Annotated in this window: 16 protein-coding genes; 12 read left to right on the plus strand and 4 right to left on the minus strand. The window is 66.9% G+C overall.

Annotated elements, in window-relative coordinates:
* Positions 1 to 53: 53 nt before the first annotated feature.
* From trmB to HF680_RS14145, 11 genes are all read left to right on the plus strand, one after another.
* The gene (gene trmB / locus HF680_RS14095) at positions 54 to 770 is read left to right on the plus strand and encodes a tRNA (guanosine(46)-N7)-methyltransferase TrmB (protein WP_185225496.1); all 717 of its coding nucleotides are present in this window, start codon (positions 54 to 56) and stop codon (positions 768 to 770) included.
* A 148-nt stretch (positions 771 to 918) separates the two neighbouring features.
* The gene (gene rimP / locus HF680_RS14100) at positions 919 to 1,518 is read left to right on the plus strand and encodes a ribosome maturation factor RimP (protein ID WP_185225497.1); all 600 of its coding nucleotides are present in this window, start codon (positions 919 to 921) and stop codon (positions 1,516 to 1,518) included.
* Positions 1,518 to 3,251 carry a transcription termination factor NusA gene (gene nusA / locus HF680_RS14105; protein WP_185225498.1) on the plus strand — a complete coding sequence of 578 codons (1,734 nt, stop codon included), beginning with the start codon at positions 1,518 to 1,520 and terminating at the stop codon, positions 3,249 to 3,251. Before rimP ends, nusA begins: the two co-directional genes overlap by 1 nt.
* Before the next feature lie 18 nt (positions 3,252 to 3,269).
* Entirely contained in the window at positions 3,270 to 3,944 is a 675-nt protein-coding gene (locus tag HF680_RS14110; protein ID WP_185225499.1) for an RNA-binding protein, read from the plus strand.
* Positions 3,945 to 4,052: 108 nt separating this feature from the next.
* Complete coding sequence (gene infB / locus HF680_RS14115; RefSeq protein ID WP_185225500.1) at positions 4,053 to 7,073, plus strand: translation initiation factor IF-2; 3,021 nt, start codon at positions 4,053 to 4,055, stop codon at positions 7,071 to 7,073.
* Positions 7,074 to 7,315: 242 nt separating this feature from the next.
* On the plus strand, positions 7,316 to 7,753 hold the full coding sequence (locus HF680_RS14120; RefSeq protein WP_185225501.1) for a DUF2141 domain-containing protein: 438 nt from the start codon (positions 7,316 to 7,318) through the stop codon (positions 7,751 to 7,753).
* A gap of 23 nt (positions 7,754 to 7,776) precedes the next feature.
* Positions 7,777 to 9,255, plus strand: coding sequence for a carotenoid oxygenase family protein (locus HF680_RS14125; RefSeq protein WP_185225502.1), 1,479 nt, complete (start codon positions 7,777 to 7,779; stop codon positions 9,253 to 9,255).
* Positions 9,256 to 9,321: 66 nt separating this feature from the next.
* Entirely contained in the window at positions 9,322 to 10,476 is a 1,155-nt protein-coding gene (locus HF680_RS14130) for an acyltransferase family protein (RefSeq protein ID WP_185225503.1), read from the plus strand.
* Positions 10,477 to 10,512: 36 nt separating this feature from the next.
* Positions 10,513 to 11,043, plus strand: coding sequence for a CHAP domain-containing protein (locus HF680_RS14135; protein ID WP_017505014.1), 531 nt, complete (start codon positions 10,513 to 10,515; stop codon positions 11,041 to 11,043).
* A 36-nt stretch (positions 11,044 to 11,079) separates the two neighbouring features.
* Positions 11,080 to 11,877 (plus strand): tryptophan 2,3-dioxygenase, encoded by a 798-nt coding sequence (locus HF680_RS14140; protein ID WP_185225504.1) that lies wholly within the window; start codon positions 11,080 to 11,082, stop codon positions 11,875 to 11,877.
* Positions 11,878 to 11,950: 73 nt separating this feature from the next.
* Positions 11,951 to 12,436 carry a PA2169 family four-helix-bundle protein gene (locus HF680_RS14145; protein ID WP_039247171.1) on the plus strand — a complete coding sequence of 162 codons (486 nt, stop codon included), beginning with the start codon at positions 11,951 to 11,953 and terminating at the stop codon, positions 12,434 to 12,436.
* 114 nt (positions 12,437 to 12,550) lie between these two features.
* On the opposite strand, the gene rplS is transcribed toward HF680_RS14145, so the two are convergent.
* From rplS to HF680_RS14165, 4 genes are read right to left on the minus strand one after another with little or no spacing between them, the layout of a single operon-like run.
* Positions 12,551 to 12,973, minus strand: a complete 423-nt coding sequence (rplS, locus tag HF680_RS14150; RefSeq protein ID WP_017505017.1) for a 50S ribosomal protein L19 — start codon at positions 12,971 to 12,973, stop codon at positions 12,551 to 12,553.
* A 1-nt stretch (position 12,974) separates the two neighbouring features.
* Entirely contained in the window at positions 12,975 to 13,700 is a 726-nt protein-coding gene (trmD, locus tag HF680_RS14155; protein WP_045811825.1) for a tRNA (guanosine(37)-N1)-methyltransferase TrmD, read from the minus strand.
* Between the two features lie 38 nt (positions 13,701 to 13,738).
* Positions 13,739 to 14,149: a GNAT family N-acetyltransferase gene (locus tag HF680_RS14160; protein ID WP_045811826.1), complete on the minus strand. Its 411-nt coding sequence runs from the start codon at positions 14,147 to 14,149 to the stop codon at positions 13,739 to 13,741.
* Entirely contained in the window at positions 14,146 to 15,981 is a 1,836-nt protein-coding gene (locus HF680_RS14165; protein ID WP_185225505.1) for a DUF885 domain-containing protein, read from the minus strand. Before HF680_RS14165 ends, HF680_RS14160 begins: the two co-directional genes overlap by 4 nt.
* Before the next feature lie 189 nt (positions 15,982 to 16,170).
* On the opposite strand from HF680_RS14165, the gene HF680_RS14170 reads away from it, so the two are divergent.
* The gene (locus HF680_RS14170; protein WP_039247129.1) at positions 16,171 to 16,308 is read left to right on the plus strand and encodes an entericidin A/B family lipoprotein; all 138 of its coding nucleotides are present in this window, start codon (positions 16,171 to 16,173) and stop codon (positions 16,306 to 16,308) included.
* Positions 16,309 to 16,393: the final 85 nt, after the last annotated feature.

Consider the following 16,393-nt stretch of genomic DNA (forward strand, 5'->3'; position numbering starts at 1 on the left):
TTTCGGCGTTCGTCTTCTGGACGCCTGCATCCGCGACGGCTAACGGCAGGCGCATGAACGCCGATGACCGTCCCGAGGACGAAAACCCGCATCTCGACCGCCCGCTGCGATCGTTCGGCCGCATCAAGGCCCGCCCCATCAAGCCCCGCCAGGCGGCATTGATGGAGACCCTGCTGCCCGAAATCGCCGTGCCCGATCCCAAGGCCGGGCCGCTAGACCCCAAGACGATGATGCCCGAGGCGACCGAGGTCTGGCTGGAGATCGGCTTCGGCGGCGGCGAGCATATGGCCGCCCAGGCGGCGACGCGGCCCGACGCCCTGGTGATCGGCTGCGAGCCCTTCCTGAACGGCGTCGCCTCGGCCCTGCGCCATGTCGAAGAGGGCCGACTGAAGAACGTCCGCATCCATGCCGACGACGCGCGCGACCTGGTCGACGCCCTGCCGGACGCCTCGGTCGACCGGGTGCTGATCCTGTTCCCCGACCCCTGGCACAAGGCGCGCCACAACAAGCGCCGCCTGCTGCAGGACGAGACGGCCCAGGCCTTCGCGCGCATTTTGAAGCCCGGCGGGACCCTGCGCTTCGTCACCGACTGGCTGGACTACGCCGAATGGGCGCTGGAACGCCTGAACCGCACAGAGGGCCTCGAGCGAATGGGTCCAGCCGACCAGGACTGGTTCGTCCCGCCCGCCGATCACGTCGTGACGCGCTACGAAGAAAAGAAGCTGGGCGACACGACGCCCGTATTTCTGGAGTTCTGCCGCCTTCCATAAGGCGTCACGCTCGGCGTGGACCGAAAAAGGCTGACAAGCGGATGTGAAAGGCCTATATGGCCCTCCACATCGTTAGACCGGCGTCCAACGGCGTCGTTCCAAGCGGCGGCCCGGACGGACCGCCGCTTTTGTTTTGGATATTCGTCGCTTGCGCGCAAGAACCGCCCAGGATCGCCAGCTGCTGGACCTGATTGACCCCATCGCGGAGTCGTTGGGTCTGGATGTCGTGCGCGTGCGCCTGATGACCGGCTCCAAGCGCCAGCGCCTTCAGATCATGGCCGAGCGCCCGTCCGACCACGACATCTCGGTCGAACAATGCGCCAAGCTGAGCCGCGCGGTGTCGGAAGTGTTTGACGCCGCCGACCCCATCCCCGGCGAATATATGCTGGAGGTGTCGTCGCCCGGCATCGACCGGCCCCTGACCCGTCCCATCGACTTCGACCTGTTCGAGGGCGAAGAGGCGCGTCTGGAAACGGACCGGATGATCGAGGGCCGCAAGCGGTTCAAGGGCGTGCTGGCCGGCTATGAAGACGGCAACGTCCTGATCGACCTGGACGGCGAGGACGACACCGCCCTGATTCCCTTCGACTGGCTGAGCGACGCGAAGCTGGTCCTGACCGACGCCCTGGTGAAACGGGGCGCCGCCATTCGCGCCGCACGCGGCGAACCCGAAGACGACGGCCTTCCCGAAGGGGAAGCGTCCGACCTAACAACCGACACCACGACCCCTTCTGAGGACAACGCCTGATGGCCGTCACCGGTATTTCCGCCAACCGCCTCGAACTGCTGCAGATCGCCGACGCCGTCGCTCGCGAGAAGAACATCGAGCGCGAGATCGTTATCGAGGCGATCGAAGAAGCGATCCAGAAGGGCGCCAAGTCGCGCTACGGCGCACACCACGACATCCGCGCCAAAATCGACCACAAGACCGGCGAACTGTCGCTGACCCGTCACGTCACCATCGTCGAGGACGACTGGATGCCGGAAGACGAGCTGGAAGAGTTCAACGACAGCGCCATGGTGCGCCTGAAGGACGCCTCCAAGCGCGATCCGGAGGCGGTGGTCGGCAAGGAATACGTCGAGAACCTGCCGCCGTTCGAGTTCGGTCGCGTTCAGACCCAGATGGCCCGCCAGGTCGTGACCGGTAAGGTCCGCGAGGCCGAGCGCGCCAACCAGTACGAAGAGTTCAAGGATCGCGTCGGCGAGATCGTCAACGGCACGGTCAAGCGCGTCGAATACGGCAACACCATCGTCGACCTGGGTCGGGGCGAAGGCGTCATGCGCCGCGATCAGTCCATCCCGCGCGAAGTGTTCAACATCGGCGACCGCATCCGCACCTACATCTACGACGTCCGCCCCGAGGCCAAGGGCCCGCAGGTCATGCTGTCGCGCGCCCACCCCGGCTTCATGGCCAAGCTGTTCGCCCAGGAAGTGCCGGAAGTCTATGACGGCGTGATCGAGATCCGCGCCGCCGCCCGTGACTCGGGCTCGCGCGCCAAGATGGCCGTCCTGTCGAACGACAGCTCCATCGACCCCGTCGGCGCCTGCGTCGGCATGCGCGGCTCGCGCGTTCAGGCGGTCGTCGCCGAACTTCAGGGCGAGAAGATCGACATCATCCAGTGGAATCCGGACGAGCCGACCTTCATCGTCAACGCTCTGGCGCCCGCCGAAGTCTCCAAGGTTGTGCTGGACGAAGAAGCCGGCCGGGTCGAAGTGGTTGTGCCGGACGAGCAGCTGTCGCTGGCTATCGGCCGTCGCGGCCAGAACGTGCGTCTGGCCAGCCAACTGACCGGCTGGCAGATCGACATCATCACCGAAAGCCAGGACTCCGAGCGTCGTCAACGCGAGTTCGCCGAGCGCACCGGCCTGTTCCAGGAAGCCCTGGACGTCGACGAAGTCATCGCCCAGCTGCTGGTCACCGAAGGCTTCGCCACGGTCGAGGACTTGGCCTATGTCGACGCTTACGAAGTCTCGGAAATCGAAGGCTTCGACGAAGAGACCGCTGAAGAGCTTCAGGCCCGCGCCCGCGAATATCTGGATAAGAAGGCCGCCGAGCTGGACGCCAAGCGCGTCGAACTGGGCGTCGAGGACGGCGTGCTTCAGGTGCCGGGCGTGACCCTGCCCATGGCCGTCGCCCTGGGCGAAGGCGGCGTGAAGACGGTCGAGGATCTGGCCGACCTGGCCACCGACGAAATCCGCGGCGGCTATGAGGTGAAGAACGGCGAGCGGGTGAAGGTCCCCGGCGTGCTGGAAAGCTTCAACCTGGCGCAGGAAGACGCCGAGCTGCTGATCCTGCAGGCCCGCGTCGCCGCCGGCTGGATCGATGCGTCGGAACTGCCGCAGCCCGAGCCGGAAGAGTACGAAGACGAGGGCGATTACGCCGAGGGCGAATACGATCCGGACCAGGTGTTCGGCGACGCGCCCGCCGAAGACGACGCGGCCGAGGGCGAAGAGTCCGACGCCGAACCGTCGAACGCGTGATGGGAGACCTGGCCACATATGAGTTTGCGCGACGCAACGATCGATAGGGAACGCCGGGACCTCGTCTCTCACGAGGTCATGGACGAATCTCGCCTGATCCGTTTCGTCGCCGGGCCTGATGGCCAGGTGGTCCCCGACCTGGGCAGGAAACTGCCCGGACGCGGCCTGTGGGTCGAAGCCAGCCGCGCCTCGGTCGAGGCGGCGGTCAAGAAGAACGGCTTCACCCGCGCGGCCAAGACTAAATTGACCGCCCCGGCCGACCTGGCCGATGTCGTCGAACGGCTGCTGGCAAGGCGCTGTCTCGACCAGCTGGGTCTTGCCCGACGCGAAGGCGTTCTTATATCCGGCTTCGAAAAAACCGCGGCGAGCCTGCGCGCAGGCAAGGCCGCTTGGGTGCTGGAAGCCGCCGATGGCTCGGCCGACGGGCGCGGAAAGATCCTCGCCCTGGCCCGTCATCAGACCGCCAAGATCTGCGGCGCGTTCACGGCGGACGATTTGAGTTTGGCCCTTGGGCTGGAAAATGCGATACACGCCGTCCTGCTTGCGGGCGGACGCGCCGATCGGTGGACCATCGAGGTCGAACGACTGGCTGGATTTCGGCCGCTTCGCCCCCCTCACTGGGACGTTTCCAGTGTCGAGGACGGATCGGCGGGAGCACCCCCGACTGACCTTGATGAAGGTGGGGCGAGCTGAGGATTTTAGCGGCCGAGGGCCTGTCTCCAAGGGCGGAGACGGGCTCACGGTCGTTCATGGGTATTAGATGAGGACGGCGGGCCTTTCCGCCCCGAGTAAAGCGACCGGATGAGCGACGAAAACGACAAGACCAACCAAGGCCAGGGCAACACGGGCGGCACGCCGTCCCAGACGGGGCCGCGTGCTCCGCTGAGCCTGAAGCCGCGCGTTGTGGGATCGGTGCCGACCGGCACCGTGAAGCAGAGCTTCAGCCATGGCCGATCCAAGACGGTGGTGGTCGAGACCAAGCGCCGCGCCGGCGCCGGCGGACCGCAACGTCCGCAGGGCTTCGATGTCGCGCGTCCTCAACAGGCTGCGCAGTCCCCGCGTCCGCAAGGTCCGCGTCCGTCGCAACCCGCCGGCGGCGCCCTGTCGGCGGAGGAGCAGGAAGCGCGCCGCCGCGCCATCGCCCTGGCCACCCAAGCGAACGCCGCCAAGGCCGCAGCCGAAGCCGCCGCCAAGGCCGCCGCAGACGCCGCCGCCCGCGAGCAGGCCGCCGCCACCGAGCGCGCCGCACAGGCCGCCCGTGACGAAGCCGCCGCCGCCAAGGCCGCCGCAGAAGCCGCACGCGCCGAAGCCGCCAAGCTGACGGCTGCTGCGCCCGCCGCCCCGGCCAAGCCCGCGCCCAAGCCTGCCGCGCCGGTCGCGGCTGCGCCGACCCCCGCGCCCGCCGCGCCGGCTCCGACACCCGCTCCCGCCCGTCCGGCCGCTCCGGCCCGTCCGGTGGTCAACTTCGGCCAGCGCGTGCCCAAGCCCGGCAATCCCCAGCGCGCTGCGCCCGAGCGTCCGGCCTTCGGCGGTCGTTCGGCCCGCGAGCAGGCGATGGGCGGCGGCGATCGCGCCTATTCGGACCGTCCGCAGAGCGATCGCCCGCAAGGCGACCGTCCGCAGGGCGCCCGTTCGGGCCCTGGCGGCCAGCGTCCGCAAGGCGCCAAGCCGGCCGAGCCCGTTCGCTATTCGGCTCTGAACCCGCGTCCGGCGCCCGGCGCCGCGCGTCCTGGCGGTCCTCGCACCGGCCCCGGCGGTCGCGCCGCCCCGAACGCCCCGCCGGCCGAGGCCAATGTTCTGCGTCCGGCCCGTGCGCCCGGCGCCGGCTTCGGTCGTCCGGCCGGTCGTGACGACGATCGCGAGAAGCGTTTCTCCGACGCCGGCAAGGCGGTCAGCCGCACGCGCGGCGAGCCCAAGCGCCGTGAAGGCCGCATGACCATCCAGTCGGTGGTCGGCGACGGCGACGCCGCCGAGCGGATGCGCTCGCTGGCCTCGGTCCGCCGTGCCCGCGAACGCGAGAAGGAAAAGCGCAAGGGCGGCTCGACCGATGCGCCCAACCGTCCGCGCGAAGTCGTCATTCCCGACGTCATCACCGTGCAGGAGCTGTCCAACCGGATGGCCGTGCGCGGCGTCGACATCATCAAGTTCCTGATGAAGCAGGGCCTGATGATGAAGATCAACGATGTGATCGATTCCGACACCGCCGAACTGGTGGCCGAAGAGTTCGGCATGGCCGTCAAGCGCGTCTCGGAATCCGACATCGAAACCGGCTTCCTGGGCGAGGCCGACGATGCGGACGCCTCCGACACCCGCGCGCCGGTCGTGGCCATCATGGGCCACGTCGACCACGGCAAGACCTCGCTGCTCGACGCCCTGCGCACGACCGACGTCGCAGGCGGCGAAGCCGGCGGCATCACCCAGCACATCGGCGCCTATCAGGTTCGCCTGCCGGACGACCAGAAGGTCACCTTCCTGGACACCCCGGGCCACGCCGCCTTCTCGGCCATGCGGGCGCGCGGCGCCAATGTGACCGACATCGTGGTCCTGGTCGTCGCCGCCGACGACGGCGTCATGCCGCAGACCATCGAAGCCATCCAACACGCCAAGGCGGCCAACGCGCCCCTCATCGTGGCAGTCAACAAGATGGATAAGCCCGGCGCCACGTCGCAGAAGGTCGTCAACGAGCTGCTGCAGTACGAAGTCATCGCTGAAAGCCTGGGCGGCGACACCCAGATCATCGAGGTCTCGGCCAAGGAGCGGATGAACCTCGACGGCCTGCTGGAAGCCATCCTGATCCAGGCCGAGGTCATGGACCTGCGCGCCAACGCCGATCGTTCGGCCGAGGGCGTGGTCATCGAGGCCAAGCTAGACAAGGGTCGCGGTCCGGTCGGCACCGTGCTGGTCAAGCGCGGCACGCTGAAGCGCGGCGACATCGTCGTCGCCGGCGGTTCGTGGGGCAAGGTTCGCGCCCTGCTGAACGAACGCAACGAGCAGCTGACCGAAGCCGGTCCGTCGGTTCCGGTCGAGATCCTGGGTCTGGACGAGGCGCCGTCGCCCGGCGATGTCTTCGCCGTGGTGGATTCCGAGGCCCGCGCTCGCGAGCTGACCGAATACCGTCAGCGGGTGAAGCGCGAGAAGGCCCAGGTCTCGGGCGGCTCGGTGTCGCTGGTCGACATGATGGCCAAGCTCGGCTCCAAGAAGATCAGCGAACTGCCGGTGGTCATCAAGGCCGACGTGCAGGGCTCGGGCGAAGCCATCTCCGCCTCGCTGGAGAAGATGGGCAACGACGAGGTCCGCGCCCGGATCGTCTATTCCGGCGCCGGCGGCATCACCGAGAGCGACGTCAATCTGGCCAAGTCGGCCGGCGCGCCGATCCTCGGCTTCAACGTCCGCGCCTCGAAACAGGCGCGCGATCTGGCCGAGCGCGAAGGGGTCGAAATCCGCTACTACTCGATCATCTACGACCTGCTGGACGACATGAAGGGCGTGCTTTCGGGCATGCTGGCGCCGCTGCAACGCGAAACCTTCCTGGGCAACGCCCAGGTGCTTCAGGTCTTCGACATCTCCAAGATCGGCAAGATCGCGGGCTGCCGCGTCACCGAAGGCGTGGTTCGCAAGGGCGCGCGCGTCCGCATCATCCGCGACGACGTGGTGGTGCTGGAACTGGGCGTGCTCAACACGCTCAAGCGCTTCAAGGACGAGGTCAACGAGGTGCCTTCGGGCCAGGAGTGCGGCATGCAGTTCCAGGGCTTCCAGGACATCAAGGAAGGTGACTACATCGAGTGCTTCACGGTCGAAGAGATCAAGCGCACGCTGGACTAGTTCCTGTCGCGAGCACGAAGAGACCAAGGCCCGGAACTCAGGTTCCGGGCCTTTTCTTTTGCAGTCCGGACACGACGCGCTCGGCGGTGTGCGTTCGCGCTTCGCCAACGCCCATGCCTGTTCATTCGCGAACGGCGACCGTGCATCGCCGCAAGCGCGGTGGCGGAGGCCAGGGGATGGCGGCACGGTCTGGTCATCGAGGGCCGGTCGTCGGTCCTCTCGCTGACACAGGACACGCCGTCATGAAGACCGTCGCCGCCATCGCTCCAATTCTCGCTCTCGCCGCCGCCCTCACCGTTGCGGCGCCGGCCGCGCCCGCCTTCGCCGCCGACCTGACCGTCGCCTTCCCGAGTGCGGCGCCCCAGGGCCAGATCATGGTCGCCGTCTTCAACAGCGAGGCCAACTATGGCGGCGAGGGCCAGCCGGCCCAGGTCGCCATGCTGGATGTCGCCGGCGGCCAGACCAGCATCACCTTCGACGGCCTGCCTGACGGCGACTATGCGGTGCGCGCCTTCCACGACCTGAACGGCGACGGCAAGATGAACACCAATCCCTTCGGCATGCCGGTCGAGCCGTTCGCCTTCTCCAACAACGCTGTCGGCAACATGGGTCCGGCGTCTTGGGAGCGCGCCAAGTTCGCCGCCGCCGGCGCGACGACCCAGTCGATCGACCTGAAGTAAGCGACGAAAGCCGGAGTTCGATCATGATCCCTTCCCGCCGTTCCTTCCTGATGGGCGCCGCTGCGCTGTCCGCCGCCGTGGCTACGCCTGAAATGGTCCGCGCCGCCGCCGCCCTGGACGCCGTCGCCGCGACGAAGGCCGACTGGGCCCTGGCGACCCAGGACGTCGAAGGCGACATCGCGCGCCGGACGATGCGCCTGGTCCACGACCGGGCGCCGACCGGGCTGCAGGGCGCGCTGTATCGCAACGGACCGGCCAAGTTCCGGCGGCCGGGTGGATCGGCGACCCACTGGTTCGACGGCGACGGCATGATGCGCGCCTTCCGCATCCAGGACGGCCAGGCGACGCTGGAAGCGCGGTTCGCCGACACGCCCAAGCGCCGCACGGAGACGGAGTTGGGGGCCGTGGTCACGCCGGGTTTCGGCACCAAGGGCGACGCGCGCGCCCGCATCGGCTCGAACGACGACGCCAACGCCGCCAACACCGCCGTCATGGTCGCCGGCGATCAGGTCTGGGCGCTGTGGGAGGCGGGATCGCCCCTGGCCCTGTCGGCGTCTGACCTATCGACGCGCAATTTCATCACTCTGCGGGATGACCTGAAAGGCATGCCGTTCCAAGCCCATCCGCGCTACGCCCCCGATGGCTCGATCTGGAACGTGGGATCGGCGGGCGGTCAGGCCGTCATCTGGCATCTGCGCCCGGATCGCAGCCTGAGCGACGCCCAGGTCGTGCCCCTGCCGCGCGCCAGCTATATGCACGACTTCACCGCCACGGACAGGCACGTGATTCTGGTGCTCCAGCCCTGGGTGTTCGCGACCCACGCCATGCCGGTGACCGCAGGTCTGGCCTGGAGACCCGAGATGGGGACGCAGGTCCTGGTGCTGGACAAGGACGACCTGTCCAGGCGCCGCCTCTATGAACTGCCGGGCTTCTTCCACTTCCACCTCGGCGACGCCTGGGCCGAGCGCGACGGCACGATCCGCTTCGATGTCGCCGCCAGCGGCGATCCGCGCTTCGCGGTCGATGGTGCGCGGGTTCTGGTGGACGGGCATGGGGTCGTTCCGGGCGATCCGGCGAGACTGGCGCTGATCACCCTGCGGCCAGATGGGCGCGCCGACATGACTTACAGCGATGTCGTGGGTGAATTCCCGAAAGCCGATCCGCGCCGTGCGGGGCTGAAGCGCAGTTTGACCGCCCATACCTCCGGCGAGACGCGCGGCCGGCCCTTGCCGACAGGATTGGCGGTCCACGACTGGGACAGCGGTCGCTCGCACGCCTTCGAGTTCGGCGTGCATCAGGTGGTCGAGGAGGCGGTCTTCGTACCCAAGCCCGGCGCGACGGCGGAACGCGACGCCTGGCTGGTCGGACCGTCGGTCAATCTGAAGGATGGGCGCACCGAACTGCACGTCTTCGACGTGGCGCGGATCGAGGACGGCCCGGTCGCGACCTGGCAGGCGGACGTGGCCCTGCCGGCCGGCTTCCACGGGGTGTGGGCAGGGTAGAACCGCCCGGGCACAACCTTTGCGGGCCTTCACGGTTCGAAAAGGCTGACGTGCCAAGGTGAGACCATGACCCCCGTCCAGACGCCCGCCGATCTTCGCCCCATCACCGCCCTGCGCTTCGGCGCGGCCATGTGGGTCGCCGTCTACAGCTTCTGGGAAAACCTGGCGGGCGCGGGTCAGTCGGGCCTCGTCGCCAAGGGCTATCTGGGTGTCGAGCTGTTCTTTGTCCTGTCCGGCTTCATCCTCAGCCACGTCTATCTGGCGGCGGCGGGCGAGAAGCGGTTTTCGTACCGCGGCTTCCTGTGGGCGCGGATCGCGCGCGTTTATCCGCTGCACATCGCCACGCTGATCGGCGTGGGGCTGCTGGCGGCCGCCGCCCTTTTCGCCGGCATGAGCGTCGATGCAAATGTGCTGAGTTGGGCGTCGCTGCCCGCCAACCTCTTCATGGTCCACGCTTGGGGGCTGGCGCCGGTCGCGGGCTGGAACCATCCGTCCTGGTCCATTTCTGCGGAGTGGTTCGCCTATCTGTGCTTCCCGCTGTTCGCCTTCGTCTTCTGGCGCCTGCGTCATCGGCCGATCGCGGCGGTGGTCGGGGCGGCGGCCTTCCTCGTCATCCTGTATTTCGCGTTTGAGCAACTGGCCGGCTTCGCCTTGACCGAGGCGACGATCCGCTGGGGCGCGCTCAGGATCGTGCCGTGCTTCGCCTTGGGGTGCGCCCTCTATCTCATTTATCGCCGCGCGCCGTTGAAGGCGCCGTGGCTGTGCGCTGCTGTTTCATTCGGCCTGATGGTGCTCAGCGCCGCGCTCGGCCTATGGGATGGCGTTACGGTTCTGCTGGCCGGCGCCCTGATCCTGTCGCTGGCCTCGCTGCCGAACGAACGCGCCGGATGGCTGGCATCAAAGCCTGCCGTCTACCTCGGCGAGATCAGCTATTCGGTCTATATGGTCTGCGTGCCGTGGAAGCTTCTGGCGGTCGGTTTGGCCGCGAAACTGTTCGACGCGCCGGATAAGCAGCTTCAAATTTTCGTGTGGTTGGCGATCCTGGCCCTGCTGCCGGTTGTCGCCGCCGTCTCCTATCATCTGGTCGAACGCCCGGCGCGCAAGGCTCTCAGGGACATGGCCGACAAGCGCGCCAAGCGTCACGACAAGGTTTCAGAAGGAAATATGAAGCACGGCGATATGCCGAAACAACTTGCGACAGGGCGTGATCCCGTGGCCTAAAGGGCGCTTCCAAAGGCGGGTCGGGATACCCCAAGCATGCTGAAACGGCTCAAAGCCGCCGCAGTTGCGGCGACCCTCGGTTTTTTTGCGCTGGGCGCCGTTCCCTCCACCGCAAAGGCTGATGAGCCTTATTGGCAGTGCGTGACCTTCGCGCGCATGTTTTCCGGCATCAACATCTTCGGCGACGCCTGGACCTGGTGGCGTCAGGCCGCCGCCAACTTCCGAACCGGCAAGGCCCCGGAAACCGGCTCGGTTCTGGTCTTCCGTCCCGAGGGCCGCATGAGCCGGGGCCACGTCGCCGTCGTCTCCGACATCCTGACCGACCGCGTCGTGCGCGTGACCCACGCCAACTGGGGCGGCAGCCGCGGCAAGGTAGAAGAGAACGTCACCGTCGTCGACGTCTCGCCCTCCAACGACTGGTCGCAGGTCAAGGTCTGGTACAACCCGATCAACGATCTGGGCACGACGGTCTATCCGACCTACGGCTTCATCTACAAAGGCGCCCGCGACGCCTTCGACGCCGGCCGTCAGATCGCCGCCAACGTCTCGGCCCAAGGCCAGCACTAAGCTTGCACCGCCCGCCATCGCGGGCGATAGGCGGGCATGACCCAATCCAGCGACATTACCTACGCCGGCTATCTGGCGTTGGACGACCTGCTTTCGACCCAGCACCCACTGTCGGACCAGCACGACGAAATGCTGTTCGTCGTCATCCATCAGACCAAGGAACTGTGGCTCAAGCAGATCCTGCATGAGACGGCCCTGGCCCAGTCGATGGTGCGCGCCGGCGAACTGGTCCCGGCCTACAAGAGCTTGGCGCGCGTTTCCCGCATCCAGGCGGTGATGACTCACAGCTGGGACATTCTGTCGACGATGACGCCGTCGGACTATCTGCGGTTCCGAGGGTCGTTGGGATCGTCGTCCGGCTTCCAGAGCGACCAGTTCCGACGTTTCGAAACCATGCTGGGCCTGAAGGACGCCAGCTTCCTGAAGTTCCACGAAGACCGCCCCGAGGCCCTGGCCGCGCTTCAGGCCGCCATCGCCGCGCCCAGCCTTTACGATGACGCTCTGGCCCAACTGGCCAAGGCCGGTCTGCCGGTACCCGCCGAGGTGCTGAACCGCGACGTGACCCAACCCTATGCACCGTCCGAAGACGTCGAGGCGGCCTGGCTGGAGGTCTATCGCGACACGGAGCGGTGGTGGGTGCTGTATCAGCTGGCCGAGAAGCTGGTCGATCTGGACGACGCCCTGCTGACCTGGCGGCACAAGCATGTCGTCACGGTCGAACGCATCATCGGGCGGCGTCGCGGCACAGGCGGAACCGAAGGCGCCGCCTATCTGGCCTCGACCCTGACCAAGCGCTGCTTCCCCGAGCTGTGGTCGCTTCGCACCAAACTTTGATGTCGCAGGCGGCAACCATCGCCGCGCCGGGCCATTTCGCCGTTTGACCGCAACAGCGGAAGGAATGGACGAGATGAGCAACCCCAACGCCCACGACATCAAGGTTCTGAACGGCCTGATCGAAACGACGCTGGACAGCGCGGACGGCTATCGCGAAGCCGCCGAACAGACGCAAGACCCGCACTACCGCACCCTGTTCGAGCGCCGCAGCAGCGAACGCCAGCAGGTCGTCGACGATCTGTCGGCCGCCGTGCGCGGCCTGGGCGGCGATCCGGAATCCGATGGGTCGATCCTGGCCAAGGCGCATCGCGCATTTCTGGATGTGAAACACGCCCTGCTGCGCAACGACGATTCCGTCGTCGGTTCGATCAACTCGGGCGAGGGGTTCATCGCCAACAAATATGAAAAGGCGCTGGAGGACACCGGCATTTCCGCCACCACGCGCGAGACGATCCGGCGCGCCTATGCGGCGGTGAAGACCGAGCATGAGCAGATGGAGGCCCTGAAACACAGCCTCGAAGGCCAGCGCGACGCGGCCAATCCCTTGTTCCCGCAGTAATCCCGGACTGACGGAATAGAAAAAGGCCCCGGCGTCACCGCCGGGGCCTTCGTCATTTGATCATTTGGCCCACGCTCAAGAAGCGCGAAGCGCGTTAGCGCACCATAAAATGGCCTAGGCTTCTTCGGTCTTGGCGGCCGAACCGGTTTCCGGAACGACGACGCCCTTGGCGGGGCGAACCGTCTGGCGCTCGGCGATACGGGCCGACTTGCCGCGACGATCGCGCAGGTAATAGAGCTTGGCGCGACGCACGACGCCGCGGCGCTTCACTTCGATCGACTCGATGTTCGGCGACAGGATGGGGAAGCGGCGCTCGACGCCTTCGCCGAAGGAGATCTTGCGGACCGTGAAGGTTTCGCTGATGCCGCCGCCGTCACGGGCGATGCAAACGCCTTCGAAGGCCTGAACGCGCTCGCGCTCGCCTTCCTTGATCTTCACGTTGACGCGCAGGGTGTCGCCGGGCTGGAATTCCGGAATCTTGCGTTCGCCCAAGACGCGGGCTTTTTCTTCGGCGTCCAGCTGTTGAACGATATTCATGTCATTTCTCCTCGGGCTTTGCGCCCTTTAGCTGTGAGTTGGCGAGATGCGCCTGCCAGAGGTCCGGCCGTCGCTCCCGCGTAGTCGTCTCCCGCTGCGCCTCGCGCCATCCCGCGATCTTCTTGTGATCGCCCGACAGCAGCACCTCGGGTATCTCAAGCCCCTCGAACGTCCGCGGTCGCGTGTACTGCGGGTGTTCCAGAAGCCCATCCTCGAAGCTTTCGGACGACAGGCTGTCGCCTGAGCCGAGCACGCCGGGGATCAGTCTTACGCACGCCTCGATCGCGACCATCGCCGCCGCCTCGCCGCCGGCGAGAACCGCGTCTCCGACCGAGACCTCCTCGAACCCGCGTGCGTCCAGCACCCGCTGATCCACCCCCTCGAAACGGCCGCACAGCACGACGATCCCGTCGGCTTTCGCCCATTCCTTGACGCGCGCCTGGGTCAGGGGTCGACCCCTGGCGCTCATGTACAAAAGCGGCCGCTTGGGTCCCGGCAGGCTATCCACCGCCCGGGCCACAACGTCCGCCTTCAGCACAGCTCCCGGGCCGCCACCCGCAGGGGTGTCGTCCAGGAAGCCGCGCGTATCTGTGGAAAAGGCGCGAATGTCAACCGTTTCCAGGCTCCACAAGCCCTTCTCGCGCCAAGCCGTGCCGATCAGAGACACCCCGAGCGGGCCCGGAAAGGCCTCGGGAAACATGGTCAGGACGGTGGCGGTGAACGGCATGGCGGCGGCTCTTACACCAAACGCGCAGGAAATGCGCGTCAGCGGATCACCTGCGCCATGCCGATGGATTTCGGCATGGTCGGCGCAAAGCCGTATTGTTCATACAGTCGGTTCGCCTCTCCGTCCGCGATCAGGCTGACGTAGGCGCCCTGCGCGTGACTGCGCAGCCGATCCACCAAGGCCGTCATGATCGCCTTACCCAGGCCGCGCCCCTGATGTGCGGGTTCGATGGCCATATCGACGATCTGGAAGAAAAGACCGCCGTCGCCAATTATCCGCCCCATGCCGACCGCCTGACCGTCATGGCGCACTACTACGGCGAACCAGGTATGCGGCAGGCCGGCGATGGCATTCGCCTCAGCTTTCGGGCTCAGGCCGGCGTTGATCCGGAGGCGGAGATAATCGGCGACCGAAGGCGTTTCGGCCGTCAACTCATAGCCGTCGATCATGCTTTCGGCGCCCCGCCGCCTGCCGCGATCCAGCTGTCCACCTGATCCTCCAGCACGTCCAGCGGCACCGAGCCGGAACCCAGCACGACCGCATGGAAGTCCTTGATGTCGAACCGGTCGCCCAAGGCCGTCCTGGCCCGGTCGCGCAATTCCTCGATCTTCAGCTCGCCGATCTTGTAGCTGGTCGCCTGGCCGGGATTGGTGATGTAGCGCTCGACTTCCTTTTCGATGTCGCGCTCGGACAGCAGGGAGTTCTGACGGAAATAGTCCATCGCCTGTTCGCGGCTCCAGCGTTTGGCGTGCAGGCCGGTGTCGGTCACCAGACGCACCGCGCGCCACAGCTCGGTCGAGAGCCGGCCGAAGTCGGAATAGGGGTCCTGATAGAAGCCCATCTCCTTGCCCAACTGTTCGGCGTACAGCCCCCACCCTTCCGCATAGGCGCCGTAGCCGCCGAACCGACGGAAACGCGGCAGGCCCTCGATCTCCTGCGCATAGGCGATCTGGAAATGGTGGCCCGGCGCGCCCTCGTGATAGCTGATGCCCTCGATCTGCGGCTTCAGAACCTGGGTCATGTCCGACAGGTTGACGTAGTAGATGCCCGGCCGCGATCCGTCCGGCGCGGGCGAGTTGTAGAAGGCGATCGAGGCCGTCGCCTCGCGGAACGGCTCCACCGCCCGCACCTCCAGCGCCGCCTTGGGCAGGGTCGAGAACCACTGCGGCGCCGCCGCCATTACTTGCGCGATGAAGCCGCGCGCGTCGGTCAGATACTGCTCCTTGCCCTCGGGCGTATTCGGATACTGGAACCGTGGATCGGTCTTCAGGAAGGTGAAGAAGTCCTGCAGCGAGCCGGTGAAGCCGACCTGGGTCTTGATGGTCTCCATATCGGCCTGGATGCGGGCGACCTCGGCCAGACCGATCTGATGGATCTGGTCGGCGGTCAGGTCGGTGGTCGTCGAGAGCTGGAGCCGGGCGTTGTAATAGGCCTCGCCCTGCGGCAGGCGCCACACGCCCGCGTCGCTGTCGGCCTTGGGCTGCACCTCGGCCAGGGCCGTCAGCACGGTCTCGAACCCGGCCTTGTAGGGGCCGGTCAGGGCGGCGCGGGCTTCCGACAGCAGCCGGTCCTTGGTCGCCTGATCGGTTTCCAGGGCCGCGACCTTCTTGTTGAAGTCGGCCCATACCGGATTGTCCGCCCCGTCGTCGAACGGCGCGCCGGTGATGACGTTGCGGGTGTTGGCGATGGACGGGGCGAAGACGAAGCGCGGCGAGACGACGCCCGCCGCCGCGCGCTGACGCAGTTCCTCGGCCACCTGATCCATCTGCGTCTCGGCGGCCCTGATCCGCGCGACATAGGCCTCGGCGTCGGCCACGCTGGAGACCCGGTGGTTGTTGATCAGAAAGACCGGCAGGCTGGTCGTCGGATTGCCGTTGGCGGCGAACTGAAAGCCCCAGTCGCGCCACTGGTTCGACAGCCGCGCCTGCTGGACGCCATATTCGAACATCCGCCACGACAGCGCCGCCTGCGGCCCCAGCTTCTGCGGATCGAACTGGGCCTTCATCTGCGCCAGCTGCGCCTCCTGAAGCGCCAGGGCCCGGTCGGCGGCGGCGTCCGACACGTCGTCCAGCTTGTCGTAGTCGGTCTTGATGCCCAGCGACGTCATCTGCTGCGGGCTCAGCGCGATCCGCGCCTGGAAGGCCTGTTCAAAGAAGGCGTTCAGCCGCGCGTCCTCGCTTTCGATTGCGGCTGTCGGTGCGGGGGTGGAGGTCTGCGCCAGCGCGGGAGCGGCGGACAGCACCGCCATCATGGCGGCGGACGAGATCAGAAGACGACGCATGAACAACCCCTCGTGAAACAGGGGCGCACCTTCGGGGTCGCGTGTGCGCGGCGCAAGCGCTCAATGCCCCGCCGTTGCGGCGATCGGACACGCCGACAGCAAAATCTTCGACACGGCGTCGCTTGATGCAACCCAAGTTCAGGGTCGGCGTTTCGACGAAACTTGACCATACCAACAAGGGTTCAAACCATGCGCAAGATCATCACCCTGTCCATCGTCGCCGCCGCTCTGGCCGTGTCGGCTTGCAACACCATCGCCGGCGCCGGCCGCGACGTCTCGGCCGCCGGTTCGGCCGTCACGCAAGGCGCCAACGACGCCAAGAACTAAGGCTTTCTCAAAAGCCGATGTTGGAAAGGCCCGCCGGATCCCGGCGGGCCTTTCTCGTATCCGTCGCATGACGGTGTTACGGTGC

Source organism: Brevundimonas huaxiensis (genome assembly GCF_014218725.1).
GTDB classification, from domain to species: domain Bacteria; phylum Pseudomonadota; class Alphaproteobacteria; order Caulobacterales; family Caulobacteraceae; genus Brevundimonas; species Brevundimonas huaxiensis.

Coding starts and splice junctions, on each gene's coding strand:
- trmB (WP_185225496.1), top strand. CDS start 54: ATGAACGCCGATGACCGTCCCGAGGACGAAAACCCGCATCTCGACCGC.
- nusA (WP_185225498.1), top strand. CDS start 1,518: ATGGCCGTCACCGGTATTTCCGCCAACCGCCTCGAACTGCTGCAGATC.
- HF680_RS14110 (WP_185225499.1), top strand. CDS start 3,270: ATGAGTTTGCGCGACGCAACGATCGATAGGGAACGCCGGGACCTCGTC.
- infB (WP_185225500.1), top strand. CDS start 4,053: ATGAGCGACGAAAACGACAAGACCAACCAAGGCCAGGGCAACACGGGC.
- HF680_RS14120 (WP_185225501.1), top strand. CDS start 7,316: ATGAAGACCGTCGCCGCCATCGCTCCAATTCTCGCTCTCGCCGCCGCC.
- HF680_RS14125 (WP_185225502.1), top strand. CDS start 7,777: ATGATCCCTTCCCGCCGTTCCTTCCTGATGGGCGCCGCTGCGCTGTCC.
- HF680_RS14130 (WP_185225503.1), top strand. CDS start 9,322: ATGACCCCCGTCCAGACGCCCGCCGATCTTCGCCCCATCACCGCCCTG.
- HF680_RS14135 (WP_017505014.1), top strand. CDS start 10,513: ATGCTGAAACGGCTCAAAGCCGCCGCAGTTGCGGCGACCCTCGGTTTT.
- HF680_RS14140 (WP_185225504.1), top strand. CDS start 11,080: ATGACCCAATCCAGCGACATTACCTACGCCGGCTATCTGGCGTTGGAC.
- HF680_RS14145 (WP_039247171.1), top strand. CDS start 11,951: ATGAGCAACCCCAACGCCCACGACATCAAGGTTCTGAACGGCCTGATC.
- rplS (WP_017505017.1), bottom strand. CDS start 12,973: ATGAATATCGTTCAACAGCTGGACGCCGAAGAAAAAGCCCGCGTCTTG.
- trmD (WP_045811825.1), bottom strand. CDS start 13,700: ATGCCGTTCACCGCCACCGTCCTGACCATGTTTCCCGAGGCCTTTCCG.
- HF680_RS14160 (WP_045811826.1), bottom strand. CDS start 14,149: ATGATCGACGGCTATGAGTTGACGGCCGAAACGCCTTCGGTCGCCGAT.
- HF680_RS14165 (WP_185225505.1), bottom strand. CDS start 15,981: ATGCGTCGTCTTCTGATCTCGTCCGCCGCCATGATGGCGGTGCTGTCC.
- HF680_RS14170 (WP_039247129.1), top strand. CDS start 16,171: ATGCGCAAGATCATCACCCTGTCCATCGTCGCCGCCGCTCTGGCCGTG.